Here is a 13,407-nt window from a genome sequence, read left to right as displayed (position 1 = left end):
ACATGATCAGCGAATGGGTTGTATCAGTATTATTGTTATTTGGTGGTACGTTTATTTTAATTGGCTCAATAGGTTTAATTAAACTACCTGACTTTTTTATGCGTTTGCATGGACCAACTAAAGCAACCACGTTAGGCATGGCGAGTATGTTAATTGCGGCTATGGTTTATTTTGCAAGTTCAGAGCATGGCCTAAGTGTTAAAGAAATACTCATCACTATATTTTTACTAATTACAGCACCGATTAGTGGTTACATGCTAATAAAGTCAGCTATTCATCATAAGCTAAAAGCCAAAGAAGGCACTAAAGGCCTAGATAATGTAGAAGACGACTAACGCAAAAATTAATTTATAAAAGGCCGAATAAATTCATTTTATTCGGCCTTTTTAATGATTGCTTGTACCCTTTACAATACAAATTATTCATGTGACTATAAATCCATTATTTATATGAAAGGATATTATTATGGGTAAGGTACTACTTTTATCATTGCTAATTTTTTCTAGTAGTTTATATGCTGAACAAAATACTAAGCAGCAAAAAATAGATGAACTCATTAGTGTAATGAATTTAGATTCAATGGTTGATTCTATGTACGGCCAGGTTGAAGGTATGATGAAAGGCATGTCAGACCAAATGGGTGTTAAGCCTTCTGAGCAAGCTATTTTTGATAAGTACTACGGCGACATGACGACGGTATTAAAAACCGAAATGAGCTGGGCTAAAATGCAGCCAATGATGGTCAATGTATACGACAAGCATTTTAGTGAGCAAGAGATTGCCGATATGTTAGCGTTTTATAAAACAGATACAGGGCAAAAAATACTTGAAAAAATGCCTGTTGTAATGCAAGAGTCTATGCAAATGTCACAAAGCTTAATGAAAGATGCTATGCCTAAAATACAAACTTTAGCGCAGCAACTAAGCGACGAATTAGAGCAAAGCCGTAGCGAATCAAACTAGGGCAGCGCATATTTGGTATTTATGCTGCGTTATCGCCTGTTTATGGGGGATAACCACACAACATAGGCTCTGCCTTGCCTAAAGACCAAACAGTCTGCATAAATTAAATCACCAATGATCAACACGCCCTTACATTAATACGCGCCTTACTTAGGCGCTTCTCTGCTAAATTACATTCCCTTCAGATAATACACGGCCAATATCAGCTTAAGTTAATTATGTTTGTGTCATTATGCCAATGAGCAACAATACATAATCAATTTGAGGGAATAAATTCGGCGCTAACTGCGTTAAACATTTTTGAGATACGACTGCATGGATGCAGGGGCAATTAATAATAACAACTAAATAACGAAACCTTTGCTCTGTTATCCACTCGATTTATTGTCTTAAATAGAGCACTTAATTGAGCCAATTAGTATTATTTCGTTAGTTTTAAAATAGCCATTGACCTATGTGTTGCACCTAGGTTTATTATGAAGCTATTGAAACACGACGGAGCTAAATTATGTATGTTAAACAACTTGCCAAATTAATGGGCGTGACTGCCGATACTGTTCGTCATTACACACGTATTGGGTTACTTAACCCAATACGCAGTGAAGAAAATGGCTATCAAGAATATACAAAGCAAGACCAGCAACGTTTAAAGTTTATTATTAGTGCGCGTCAACTTGGTTTTTCACTCAAAGATATTCAACACATTATAGGCGAGTCAGAGCAAGGGAATTGTCCTTGTCCGTTAACGCGAAAACTCATTACTAAACGCCTAGAAGAAACCGAAGCACTATTTCAAGAAACATTAAAATTACGAAACAGAATGCATGCAGCTCTGGCGCAATGGGATACATCAGCCGATGGTGCAAATGCCAGTGACGTATGTAGTTTAATAGAATCTTTTGTTGATCCAATAAACGATTCTGCAAATAAGGAGCAGCGTAATGACGACTAATACAAAAGACACCGCGCAAAACTTTATTATTGAAGGTGCTAATTGCGGCAGTTGTGTGGCTAAAATTGAAAAAGCCCTTAATAGCGTGCAAGGTGCGCAAAATGTAGAAATGAACTTTGCACAGCGTACAGTACGTGTAGAAGGTAAAGCCCGCGAAAGCACGCTTATTAAAGCAGTCGAAAACATTGGTTATTCAGCTAAGCCAATGAGTAACGAGTCTGATCAAGATGCACTTGATGAAAAAGCAAAGTCGGACGAGGCACATTACAAAAAGCTAATGCGTAATATGATATTAGCGTTAGGAGTCGGTGCACCGTTAATGATATACGGGCTTATTTTTGATATGAGTGTGACCACCGAGACACAACGAATAGCCTGGTTTTTAGTGGGTATAGTCACGCTCGTGGTTATGGCTATATCAGGTAAGCAATTTTACAACGGTGCTTGGCAGGCATTCAAAAACCATGCTGCCAATATGGATACATTAATAGCGCTTGGTACAGGTACTGCGTGGTTGTATTCAATGTTTGTGGTAATCGCACCAAACTTATTACCACAAGTCGCAAGACACGTATATTTTGAAGCATCATCGATGATCATCGGTTTAATTAGTTTAGGGCTCGCTTTTGAAGTAAAAGCACGTGGGCGCACCTCACAAGCAATTAAACGCTTAATTGGCCTGCAACCAAAAACTGCACGCGTAATTCGCGATGACCAAGAGCAAGACATCGACATTAGTGATGTTGTAAAAAATGATGAAGTACGCGTACGCCCGGGTGAAAAAATCCCTGTGGATGGCGATGTTATTGAAGGCAGCAGTACGGTTGATGAGTCAATGCTTACTGGTGAGCCAATGGCTGTAAGCAAAAAAACGGGCGACAAAGTCATTGCCGGAAGTATTAATAAAAGTGGCACTTTATTATTTAAAGCCACGCACATTGGTAGCGAAACCACACTTGCCAATATTATCAATATGGTAAAGCGTGCACAAAACTCAAAGCCATCAATAGGGCGCTTAGCTGATGTTATATCAGGAATATTTGTACCAACAGTCATGATTATTGCGGTGCTTGCAGGCCTTGCATGGTTAAACTTTGGACCTGAGCCATCAATTGCTTATGCCGTTGTTGCGGTTACCACTGTACTTATTATTGCTTGTCCTTGTGCGCTAGGGCTCGCAACCCCTATGTCGGTTATGGTGGGTATTGGTAAAGCTGCAGAGTCAGGAATATTAATTCGAAATGGTGAGTCGCTGCAAACAACATCTAAAATCACCACCATGATTTTAGATAAAACAGGCACTATTACTCAAGGCACACCGCAAGTTACCGATGTAGTTACGTTTAACAACAGTGATGAAAATACAGTAATGCAACGTGTTGCAAGCCTTGAAAGTAGCTCAGAGCATCCATTGGCAGAAGCAATTACGGGACATGCTAAAAAGCAGGGGTTAACTTTAAGTAAAGTAGCTGACTTTAACGCAATTACAGGTAAAGGTGTCACTGGCAGTGTTGACGGGCAAACATTGTTGTTTGGTAATAAAGCGCTAATGGATAAATACGATGTAGCCGTTGATGATGCAACCGAGCAAGCTCAAACACTTGCCAGTGATGCTAAAACGCCCATGTATTTTGCAAGTAATAATAAGCTCCACGCTATTATTGCAGTAGCCGATCCAATTAAAGAGGATTCAGTTGAAGCTATTAAACGCCTGCAAGATAAAGGTATCCACCTAGTTATGCTAACAGGTGACAACAAAGCCACTGCACAAGCCGTTGCTAAACAAGTTGGTATTGATGACTTTATTGCAGAAGTAATGCCCGATGATAAAGTAAACGAAGTAACAAAACGCCAAGCAAATGGTGAAATAGTGGGTATGACAGGTGATGGTATTAACGATGCTCCCGCACTTGCACAAGCCGACGTAGGATTTGCAATTGGTACAGGTACCGATGTTGCAATAGAAAGTGCAGACATTACCTTAATGCGTGGTTCGTTACATGGTCTTGCTGATGCAATTGCAGTGAGTAATGCAACTATTTCAAATATTAAACAAAACCTATTTGGTGCCTTTATTTATAACGTGGCGGGTATTCCGATTGCAGCCGGCGTGTTGTATCCATTTTTTGGCATCCTACTTAACCCTGTTGTTGCAGGTGCAGCTATGGCACTTTCATCGCTTACAGTGGTAAGTAACGCTAATCGCTTACGTTTTTTCAAACCAAATAAATCGTAATTTAAGCTAAGGAGTACATTATGTTGATGATTAATATAGGTGGTGCACTGTTAATAGCTGCAATTATTTATTGGTTTTGGCTATACAAACCAGAGCAAACACAAAGTGATGACAACAAAGAAACAATAGTCGTTGATAACGGTGTTTATAAGCCAGGACACATTAAGGTGGCAGCCAACAAAGAGGTTGTACTTACCTTTGATAGAAAAGACAGCGCGCCGTGCGCCGAAACAGTGGTATTTCCACAGCTTGATATAAGTAAAACGCTGGCAATGGGTGATGGCAATACGGTTAAACTACCTGTGCTTGAAGCCGGTGAGTATGACTTTCATTGCCAAATGCAAATGTACAAAGGCAAGCTAGTTGCTCAGTAATCTGAGCTAAGTAGGTGTTGGGGTCGTATAATTGCCTTATATAAGCTGTATAAATAGATGAGTAGGAGTCGTTATACTAAATGAATAAACTAAACCCTAAAAAATTATTGAATAGTAAATGGACCGCAACACCTGCTATAAATAAAGAAAAACACTTCATTATTGTTGAGGTGGAATTTGATGAAGACGGCAATGTAATTGAATGTATTACTGAGGCTGTTATGTCAAAAAATCAATATCCAATTAGTTGGCGAGATTTAAAAGATAACCAAAAGTGGCTGCAAGGGTGGAAGTAGTTTAAATCTATATAATTTACCTCACTCCAATAGCTGGCACACGATGTAGGTTTGTTTAACTCAAGCGAACCTATGCTTTACAGCGCATTAAATTATGAGTTTAATGCTACAACTTAGCTTTAGCATTGAAACCTTCCTAGATAAATTCGCCATTTGGCAACAAAACAGTTAATTTCAAAATATCTTTCCAAAATTTTTATAATAAATTTCAAAAACAATATAACTTACTGATTATAAATAAATTAATTGTTTAATAGCCGCAAATAAATCCTATGTAATTTCCATGTTCATATTCAGTTTATTTTGAAGACTAACCTAAACGCCCCCTTATTGGCTTTTTAGCAAAAGTGTGTCTTTTTAATTAAACTTAACCAATTGATTTATAATGGTTTACTATTTTTAGTTAAATGGCTGTTGCTAAATAGCAACAATAACACCTCCCCAAATTAAGCTTTTCTCGCTTTATATCATTTAACTCATTGTTTTTAAGTAATAAATAAAAAGTGGCACCGAAGTTGTAATACCTAGAGTGTATTAAGCAAAACGTGATGAAAGCCAAAGGCCTTAATCGCAACAACCCAATGAAGGAATACTATTATGAAAACATTTCAATCAACATTAGTACTAATGGCGCTAGCTTCTTCATCAGCGGCTTTTGCAGCAACAGATTTTGATACGCTAGACGTAGATGGTAATAGCGCAATCAGCCAAGCCGAAGCTTCAGTAGATGCTGAGCTTTTAAGCAAATTTGAAGAACTCGATACAAATCAAGATGGTGAGCTATCTGAAGATGAGTTTTCTAAGGCCTAAAATTAAAGCCTTAAGCAGTTAATGCTCTGTGATGTTATCTAAATTCTGAGTTGCCAAAGACAACCTAAGTAGGCAAGGGAGCCTACTAAAAAGAATAACCAGGAAGTGACTAGAGAGCACTATAGAGCAAATTTATTTAGGACACCGCATACTTTTGAAGGATTAAATTATGAAAAAGCTACAATCAACATTTGTACTTATGGCTATTGTTTCTTCGTCAGTAGTATTTGCAAACACAGACTTTGAAACACTCGACGCAGACGACAACGCTTCAATTAGTCGCTCTGAAGAATCGGCGCAAGTGATAGAGCAATTTGACGAGCTGAATGTTCAAAGTAGCGGTGGTCCGACAGAAAATGATTTTTTTGAATATTAATTTATAGACACTTTACTCCTAAAGGATCTTTGAAAAGGACTTCTTACCCCTAATCAGGCCCAAAGCCTAAGGAAACGATTATGAAAACATTACATAAAACTCTAGCTCTTGTCGCCCTAGCTTCTTCTTCAGCGGCGTTTGCTGCGGTAGATTTTGATTCTTTTGATACAGATGGCGACGGCGTAATTAGCAAAACAGAAGCCCAAGTAAACTCGCAACTAGTACAGCTTTTTGATCAATTAGATACAGATGGAAATGGCGAGTTATCTAAAGAAGAGTTTTCGAAGGTTCAGTAATAAGCTCTATGTAGAACCTTACCAGTCATACTCACAAAGCAGCTAAGTAATTAATACTTAGCTGCTTTTTTGTGCATTTAATTTAATATATTACTATTTAGTCACCAAAGTAGTGCAAAAGTTGAGTTTGAATAGTGTCAAGTTACTGATTATTAAGTTATTTTATTTTTGGTTTTAAACTTGCAACTCTATTTATAACTTAGGTTAATGAGTATTTTAAATGGCGCGGATGAGTTATATCAGTAGTGTTGAGCGCTACCACGAATATGAGCATGTAATACACAGTTTACTTGAATCTATTTTAATGAGTATTGAGGACGGATTAACTAAAGAGCGTGATACCCGCTATTTGATTAAGCAGTACCCATTTTTAGAATTACAATATTGTTTGAATGCAGAAGGTTTGCAGCAAGGTAATAATGTCTGCTTTAAACGCGCATACAGCAAAAAATTAGGTGAAAGTGGTAATCAACAAGATTTAAGTGAGCGACCCTATTTTTTGAACGCTAAAGCAAGTGATAAAGTGTGCTTTACTGATCCCTATATTTCTATAGCGACTAACCATTTATGTATATCGGCGATTAAAGAGCTAAAAAAACCAATTAATAATCAACATTACTTGGTCGTTGATGTGAGCTTAACGCAGCTTATTGAGTTTGTAATGGGTGATACTGCGCGCGCTAATATGTCGCCTTACTTCAAGGCGGGTTACGGTATTATTGTGGCGTGCTTATTTTGCTTAGTATTATTTTTACTAAATATCGTTTTTAGTGATATATACGCTCTATTAACCCATGTAGATACCTCATCAGACCCACTTGAACCCTTTAGTATCATTATTTACATCACCTTGGCATTGGCAGTATTTGATTTAGGTAAAACAATACTCGAAGAAGAAATCCTGATGCATAAGGATATTTTTAGGCACTCGTCTACGCGGCGCACTATTACACGGTTTATCTCTACTGTATTGATTGCTATATCAATTGAGGCGCTGTTAACTATGTTTAAAGCGGCGTTGGGGCAATCGGAGTATTTAATGCCTGCCATAGCGATGATGCTGGCAGTGGTAGGGCTTTTAATTGCACTGGCTATTTATGTTTATTTAGGGGCAAAGGCCGAAACGCTATTAATGCGCGCTCGTTTAAAACAAAAATCCTCCAAGTAGGAGGATTTTTATATTACATAACTATTTAATAGCTATTTATTGCTTATCTTGTGCGCGTTTGGCTTTAAAGTCAGACTCGCTCGTCCACTTTGGCCAATCGCCATTATTTGCAAGCTGTGTGGCTATATCAACAATAAGATCTATATCTTGCTTAACACCACCTAACGACCAACCAGCTGAGTAGTCGTCTGCTTCTTTATGGTATTTATGCGCAATGTACTCAGGATCGGTATCACCCAGACTCATAAATAATAAACTAGGCACGCCTTGCTTAGAAAGCGAGAAATGATCTGATCTAAAAAACAAACCATTTTGCGGGCGAGGATCCATTTTAACAACACGGCCTTGTGATTTTGCAGCCTTTGCTAAATAGTTTTCCATTGTCGATAAATCTTTACCGTATTGTAAAATGTAGTCAGTGCCATCAAGCACGTTCATGCCATCAATATTTAATAAACCGACCATTTGTTTTGTAGGTACAACCGCACCCGATGCAAACTCTTCAGAACCAATTAACCCTGTTTCTTCTGCTGTAAAGTTAGCAAAAATAATTGAGCGTTTAAATGGTTTTTGCTTGTTCATTTCGCTCATTATACGTGCTATTTCAAGCGTGGCTGCAGTGCCTGAAGCGTTATCTACCGCGCCATTATAAATCTTAGGGCCAGTATCAGTTTGTTTAGTACCAAAGTGGTCCCAGTGAGCGCTAATAACAACGTATTCGTCAGGTGATTCGCTACCTGTAATTTGTGCAACTACGTTATGCGATTTGGCATGTGATACTTCGTTTTTAAAGGCAAGGTTTGCTTTTAAGTTAAGTGGCGTCGCTTTAAAGCCATTATTTAATGCTGCTTGTTTTAAATCTTGATAGTTAAGCTTTGCGGCGTTAAACATTTGCTCGGTCGCATCAAGTGTTAGCCAGCCCATAACCGGTAATTTAGACGCGTTTAAATTGTTATCCATTAACGTGTATTTAGTGCCGGTGTTTGAACTTTCAACTACGCCCCAAGGATATGCCGCAGGTGCGGTTTCATGAACAATAAATACAGCCTTTGCACCTTGGCGAGCGGCTTCTTCATATTTATAAGTCCAACGACCGTAGTAGGTCATTGCATTACCAGTAAAAAGGGCGTAGTTTTGAGTAGCAAAGCCTGGATCGTTAACTAGCACAACTAAAGTTTTACCAGTTACATCAATATTCTTATAGTCATTCCAGTTATATTCTGGTGCATTAATCCCATAGCCAACAAATACAACGTCAGAATTGCGTACATCAATTAATGGCTGAAGTTGCTCGGTACGTGCGGTAAAGTCTTTACCTGATTCAAAGCTTAAATCACCTACCTTTAACTGCATATCCTGATTAGCTGTCACCATTGCCATTTTTACAGGCTGTAAGTATTTACCTTTATAAGCACCGGTTAAACCGAGCGCTTTATATTGCTCGCTTAAGTAGCCTACGGTTTTTACTTCACCATGAGTAAGCGGGCCTCGGCCTTCAAAGTCATCAGAGGCTAGCGTTTTAATATGCTGTTTAATATTGCTAAGGCTTACACCTGCTGTATTTTCTAATGGAGTTTGTTCGCTTGCAGGCTCTGAGCAGCCAAAGAGTGCAACTAGCAAGCTTAGGCTAGCGCTTTTTAAAAGAGTAGATGCCATAGTCTTCATATTGTTATTTAATTAGGCTTTCAATATAAAGGAAGCACCGCAGCGATGTCGAATTTTTATAGAGAACTTTTCATTCAATTGCAGATTGATTTTATAAGGCGTATAAATAACGAACAATCTAAAGGAGCACATAATGGGCCAATGTAAAAAAAGTGGGTATTTATTTATAGCTAGTGGCATTGCATTTTTTGCTGCTGCAATATTAGCTGAGCAGGAGACATTTTTTGTGCTGTCTGCTTCTTTTATAATACTGGGCACTATAAGTATAAAAAAAGCGATTGAATAACCGCTTAGTTTTTTTAGCTAAATATAAAGCTTAAATACAATACTTGGCACTAAAAGCAAAAAACCAGCATTAGCTGGTTTTTTTGCATAAGTTGCAGTTAGCTTTATGCGTCTGCAAGTTTTACGCGGATCTTACTTTTATCAACAGTAGATTGGTTAAGTGCAGTAATTGCGCTTTTACTTTCTATGTCGTTTGGCATTTCTACAAAGGCAAAACCTTTAGATTGGCCAGTTTCTTTATCAAGTACCAAGTTACAGGTAGTCACTTTACCGTGCTCTGCAAATAAAGTACGAAGCTCATGCTCAGTGGTAGCACGAGACAAGTTACGAACTAATAGTTTCATAATGAACCTAAATAATTATGTCAGTATTAATTATCTCAAGTAACTCAGGTTTAACCTAATTTTATTTTAAAACAAATATAAATAAACACTCTATAGAAATAATTTTTTGTATCACTATGAAAATAATAGATTTTATAATTAAATTTAAAATATCAGTAAATTGGTAATATTAATTGGTAATTGAATTGTGGTTGTTTGTACAATAAATTGGTAAATTTGTATTTAATTAACTTACTATTAACCACAGAACTACTCATGTCTAAATATCCCCTTAAACCGTGTAATACAGTTACAGCTATACTTCTATCTTGTTTAGTTACTGGTTGTGGCAGCTCAGGCTCTGATCCTACGGTGCAAAATAATGAAGCGATTTCTTCACAAACTCCTGCAACAATTGGTGGTAACACTCTAGGTGAAGTTATTAGCGATAGGAATGATACAATAACAGGCTCGTTAACTATTACGGATCAACAATCAGGTGAAGCTGCTTTTGTAGCACAAGAAAATAGCGCTACAAGCTATGGTTTTTTTAGCTTAAATGCTGGTGGAGATTGGTCATACACACTTGACTATTTAAACGCATCAATAACATCTTTAAGTGAAGGTGAAACACTACAAGATACAATAACAGTAAACTCTGTAGATGGTACTAGCGCACAAATTATCATAACAATTGTAGGTGCACCAATAGCTCAAGCTGATGGCTTTGAGAAAATATCACACGTTTTATTGCGATCAGATGGCGTTAATTCGGGGTTTGACGCATACACACTTATTGAAAATGCCTTCGGCGAGGGGTCAATTGAATCTCCAGACTTATACGCTGGCAATCATGAAAGTGTTGTCCATATTATCGAAGATACCGATACGATAATTGGTAACCATTTTGTCTTTTTAGCTCACCGAGATGATGACCAAGATAAAGACAAAGGCGTAAGTGATAGACAACGTAACGAAATAAAAACCTACGATAAATCACCACAAGAAACACTGGCGTTTGAGGGTGAGACATTTCAATATAGCTGGAAATTTAAAGTAAGCAGCGAGCTTGAGCTTACGAGTAAGTTTAGCCATTTTTTTCAAATAAAAGCTCGAAATGACAGCAACGATAATACTAATGGCAACGACGACCAGCCTATTATCACTCTCTCTGGAGCACAAAAAAACAGTACAGGTAATCAGCTGCAAGTGCGATATAGCGCAGGGTTTGATGAAAACGGCAACAGCACAGGGCTTGATAAAAACCTCATTGAAACCGACTGGTCACTCATTACAGATGAATGGGTCGAGGTATTTGTACAAGCTACATTTAGTGAAAATGGCAAGTTAGATATGACGTTAACGCGCTTAAGCGATAATGCAGAGATATTTAATATAAGCGAGCAAAACATAGATATGTGGCGCGGCTTTAGTGATGCTGATTTTGCTCGTCCTAAGTGGGGAATATACCGCTCAATTGTTGATACCGACAGCCTTCGCGCTGATGAAGAACGTGTTAGGTTTGCTGATTTTTCTATTACAAAAGGTAAGATAGCGCAGTAAGCTATAACATGAAAAAGCCGTTAATAATTATGCATTATTAACGGCTTTTTTAATTTTTTGAGAAAAGTGATTATTTCACTTCTTTACCCGCTGCTTGTTGATCAGCATGGTAGCTTGAACGTACAAACGGGCCAGAAGCCGCGTGAGTAAAGCCAATTTCGTCTGCATATGCTTTTAAGCCGTCAAACTCTACTGGTGGCACATAGCGCTTAACCGGTAAGTGATGCTTAGAAGGTTGTAGGTATTGGCCTACAGTTAGCATGTCAACGTTGTGAGCACGTAAATCGCGAAGTACTTCTTCAATTTCGCTAATTTCTTCACCTAAACCAACCATTAAGCCTGATTTAGTTTTTACTTCTGGGTGAGCTTCTTTAAAGCGACGAAGTAACTCTAATGACCATTTATAGTCAGCACCTGGACGAGCTAGTTTGTATAAACGTGGCGCAGTTTCAAGATTGTGGTTAAACACATCTGGTGGCGTCTCGATTAATATCTCTAGTGCGCGGTCCATACGACCACGAAAATCAGGTACTAAAATTTCGATAGTAATAGTTGGATTATGTTTACGAATCTCACGAATACAATCGGCAAAATGCTGTGCACCACCATCACGTAAATCATCACGATCAACTGAAGTGATTACAACGTAGCTTAGCTTCATATCTTTAATAGTAAGTGCTAGCTTTTCAGGTTCAGTGGCATCAGGTTTTAATGGGCGACCATGAGCAACATCACAAAATGGGCAACGACGAGTACAAATTGCACCTAAAATCATAAAGGTAGCTGTACCGTGGTTAAAACATTCAGATAGGTTAGGGCACGAAGCTTCTTCACATACCGAGTGTAAGCCATGCTTACGTAGCGCTTTTTTAATACCGTCAATACGATCGGTTGATTTAGGTAAGCGAATTTTTAACCATTCTGGCTTACGCAACATTTCAGTTTTTTCTGTAGGTAAAACTTTTACTGGGATCAACGCCATTTTTTCTGCGTCGCGTAGTTTTACACCTGGTTCCATTTTGACTGGTTTATTCATTCGTTTTCAAACCCTTCAGTATGCTTAACCTGTGTTGCATTAAGCTTCTTGATCATGTGTTTCACCAATCCTTCACCCGCACTTTCTAGGTTTTGAGGACCATCTAATTCTTTAGTTTGCACCATATTCATGCCCGCATAACCACATGGGTTAATGCGTAAAAATGGACTTAGGTCCATGTTAACATTTAATGCTAAGCCATGAAACGAGCAACCACGACGAACCCTTAAACCAAGGGATGCAATTTTACTGTCATTAACGTATACACCTGGTGCATCAGCTTTAGCATAAGCTTCAATACCATACTCGGCGAGTGATTCAATAATGCACTCTTCAAGCCAAGTAACCAGTTCACGTACACCAATCTTTAAACGACGTAGATTAAATAATACATACATCATTTGCTGGCCAGGGCCGTGGTAAGTTACTTGCCCGCCACGGTCAACTTTAATCACCTCAATGTCGCCAGGAGCTAGTAAGTGTTCGTCCTTACCAGCCTGACCTTGGGTGAATACACTCTCGTGCTCTACAAGCCAAATTTCATCTGGCGTATTTTCATCACGGGTGTCGGTAAAGTCCTGCATTTTTTGCCAAATTGGCATATAACGCTGACGACCCAGTTGGCGTACGATCAAAGTGTTTTCGTTCACAACAAATCTCAACTATGGATTAAAGCATGTGGCGTACGTCATCAATATTGCTGATCACGTTGTAAATTTCTTCAATGTGTTTGCCACTAGTAACTGTTGCTACAAGGCTTACTGACTCGTAATTACCTTTGCTGCTTGGTTTTACTTTAGGGGCGTAATCGCCAGGTGCTATTGGTTGTAACTTAGCTAAAATTTGATCAGTTAAGTTTACGTTAGCTAAACCCATTATTCTGAATGTAAATGGGCAAGGGTACTCTAGGTACTCATCAAATTTAGTATCTTTAACAGGTTGAACCACGACGGTGACTCCTCATACAAAAGTGTGGACTCTATGCAAGCTTGAAGCTTAATACAGATAGGCAATTAGCAGTCTTGCTTATATGGGGCGCATTCTAACATTTTTCAAGCAAAAAA

Annotated in this window: 17 protein-coding genes; 12 read left to right on the top strand and 5 right to left on the bottom strand. The window is 38.3% G+C overall.

Features of this window, described 5'->3' with window-relative positions:
* Window positions 1-2: 2 nt before the first annotated feature.
* The 10 genes from I6F10_RS14575 to I6F10_RS14530 all read left to right on the top strand — a co-directional run bounded on the left by I6F10_RS14575 (window position 3) and on the right by I6F10_RS14530 (window position 7,471).
* On the top strand, window positions 3-335 hold the full coding sequence (locus I6F10_RS14575) for a Na+/H+ antiporter subunit G (RefSeq protein ID WP_165744020.1): 333 nt from the start codon (window positions 3-5) through the stop codon (window positions 333-335).
* 130 nt (window positions 336-465) lie between these two features.
* Window positions 466-963 (top strand): DUF2059 domain-containing protein, encoded by a 498-nt coding sequence (locus I6F10_RS14570; protein WP_024595964.1) that lies wholly within the window; start codon window positions 466-468, stop codon window positions 961-963.
* A 508-nt stretch (window positions 964-1,471) separates the two neighbouring features.
* The gene (locus I6F10_RS14565) at window positions 1,472-1,915 is read left to right on the top strand and encodes a MerR family transcriptional regulator (protein WP_165744021.1); all 444 of its coding nucleotides are present in this window, start codon (window positions 1,472-1,474) and stop codon (window positions 1,913-1,915) included.
* Entirely contained in the window at window positions 1,905-4,151 is a 2,247-nt protein-coding gene (locus I6F10_RS14560; RefSeq protein WP_165744022.1) for a heavy metal translocating P-type ATPase, read from the top strand. Before I6F10_RS14565 ends, I6F10_RS14560 begins: the two co-directional genes overlap by 11 nt.
* A 20-nt stretch (window positions 4,152-4,171) precedes the next feature.
* On the top strand, window positions 4,172-4,525 hold the full coding sequence (locus I6F10_RS14555; RefSeq protein WP_165744023.1) for a cupredoxin domain-containing protein: 354 nt from the start codon (window positions 4,172-4,174) through the stop codon (window positions 4,523-4,525).
* A gap of 80 nt (window positions 4,526-4,605) precedes the next feature.
* Window positions 4,606-4,821 (top strand): TIGR02450 family Trp-rich protein, encoded by a 216-nt coding sequence (locus tag I6F10_RS14550; protein ID WP_002958506.1) that lies wholly within the window; start codon window positions 4,606-4,608, stop codon window positions 4,819-4,821.
* 597 nt (window positions 4,822-5,418) lie between these two features.
* Window positions 5,419-5,631, top strand: a complete 213-nt coding sequence (locus I6F10_RS14545; RefSeq protein ID WP_165744024.1) for a calmodulin — start codon at window positions 5,419-5,421, stop codon at window positions 5,629-5,631.
* Between the two features lie 169 nt (window positions 5,632-5,800).
* Window positions 5,801-6,007 carry a hypothetical protein gene (locus I6F10_RS14540; RefSeq protein WP_024591130.1) on the top strand — a complete coding sequence of 69 codons (207 nt, stop codon included), beginning with the start codon at window positions 5,801-5,803 and terminating at the stop codon, window positions 6,005-6,007.
* Between the two features lie 80 nt (window positions 6,008-6,087).
* The gene (locus tag I6F10_RS14535) at window positions 6,088-6,303 is read left to right on the top strand and encodes an EF-hand domain-containing protein (RefSeq protein WP_024597051.1); all 216 of its coding nucleotides are present in this window, start codon (window positions 6,088-6,090) and stop codon (window positions 6,301-6,303) included.
* 220 nt (window positions 6,304-6,523) lie between these two features.
* Complete coding sequence (locus I6F10_RS14530) at window positions 6,524-7,471, top strand: PDC sensor domain-containing protein (RefSeq protein ID WP_024603579.1); 948 nt, start codon at window positions 6,524-6,526, stop codon at window positions 7,469-7,471.
* Between the two features lie 36 nt (window positions 7,472-7,507).
* Here the strand turns inward: I6F10_RS14530 and I6F10_RS14525 are convergent, their stop codons facing one another.
* On the bottom strand, window positions 7,508-9,127 hold the full coding sequence (locus I6F10_RS14525; protein WP_165744025.1) for a M28 family metallopeptidase: 1,620 nt from the start codon (window positions 9,125-9,127) through the stop codon (window positions 7,508-7,510).
* 142 nt (window positions 9,128-9,269) lie between these two features.
* Between I6F10_RS14525 and I6F10_RS14520 the strand changes: the two genes are divergently transcribed.
* A complete protein-coding gene (locus I6F10_RS14520) occupies window positions 9,270-9,422 on the top strand; it encodes a hypothetical protein (RefSeq protein ID WP_165744026.1) in 153 nt (50 codons plus the stop codon).
* A gap of 103 nt (window positions 9,423-9,525) precedes the next feature.
* Here the strand turns inward: I6F10_RS14520 and I6F10_RS14515 are convergent, their stop codons facing one another.
* Window positions 9,526-9,765, bottom strand: coding sequence for an RNA recognition motif domain-containing protein (locus tag I6F10_RS14515; protein WP_002958513.1), 240 nt, complete (start codon window positions 9,763-9,765; stop codon window positions 9,526-9,528).
* A 255-nt stretch (window positions 9,766-10,020) separates the two neighbouring features.
* On the opposite strand from I6F10_RS14515, the gene I6F10_RS14510 reads away from it, so the two are divergent.
* Window positions 10,021-11,307 carry a VCBS domain-containing protein gene (locus tag I6F10_RS14510; RefSeq protein WP_165744027.1) on the top strand — a complete coding sequence of 429 codons (1,287 nt, stop codon included), beginning with the start codon at window positions 10,021-10,023 and terminating at the stop codon, window positions 11,305-11,307.
* A 70-nt stretch (window positions 11,308-11,377) separates the two neighbouring features.
* Here the strand turns inward: I6F10_RS14510 and lipA are convergent, their stop codons facing one another.
* The 3 genes from lipA to ybeD are packed head-to-tail and all read right to left on the bottom strand — an operon-like array spanning window position 11,378 to window position 13,291.
* Window positions 11,378-12,343, bottom strand: a complete 966-nt coding sequence (lipA, locus tag I6F10_RS14505; protein WP_002958515.1) for a lipoyl synthase — start codon at window positions 12,341-12,343, stop codon at window positions 11,378-11,380.
* Window positions 12,340-12,993 (bottom strand): lipoyl(octanoyl) transferase LipB, encoded by a 654-nt coding sequence (lipB, locus tag I6F10_RS14500; RefSeq protein WP_010554695.1) that lies wholly within the window; start codon window positions 12,991-12,993, stop codon window positions 12,340-12,342. The genes lipA and lipB overlap by 4 nt, the downstream gene beginning before the upstream one ends.
* A 19-nt stretch (window positions 12,994-13,012) precedes the next feature.
* The gene (gene ybeD, locus I6F10_RS14495) at window positions 13,013-13,291 is read right to left on the bottom strand and encodes a DUF493 family protein YbeD (RefSeq protein WP_002958517.1); all 279 of its coding nucleotides are present in this window, start codon (window positions 13,289-13,291) and stop codon (window positions 13,013-13,015) included.
* Window positions 13,292-13,407 lie beyond the last annotated feature (116 nt).

The sequence above is a fragment of the Pseudoalteromonas sp. SWYJZ98 genome (assembly GCF_015864495.1).
Classification (GTDB): Bacteria; Pseudomonadota; Gammaproteobacteria; order Enterobacterales; family Alteromonadaceae; genus Pseudoalteromonas; species Pseudoalteromonas distincta.
This window is presented reverse-complemented; position numbering and strand designations above follow the sequence as displayed.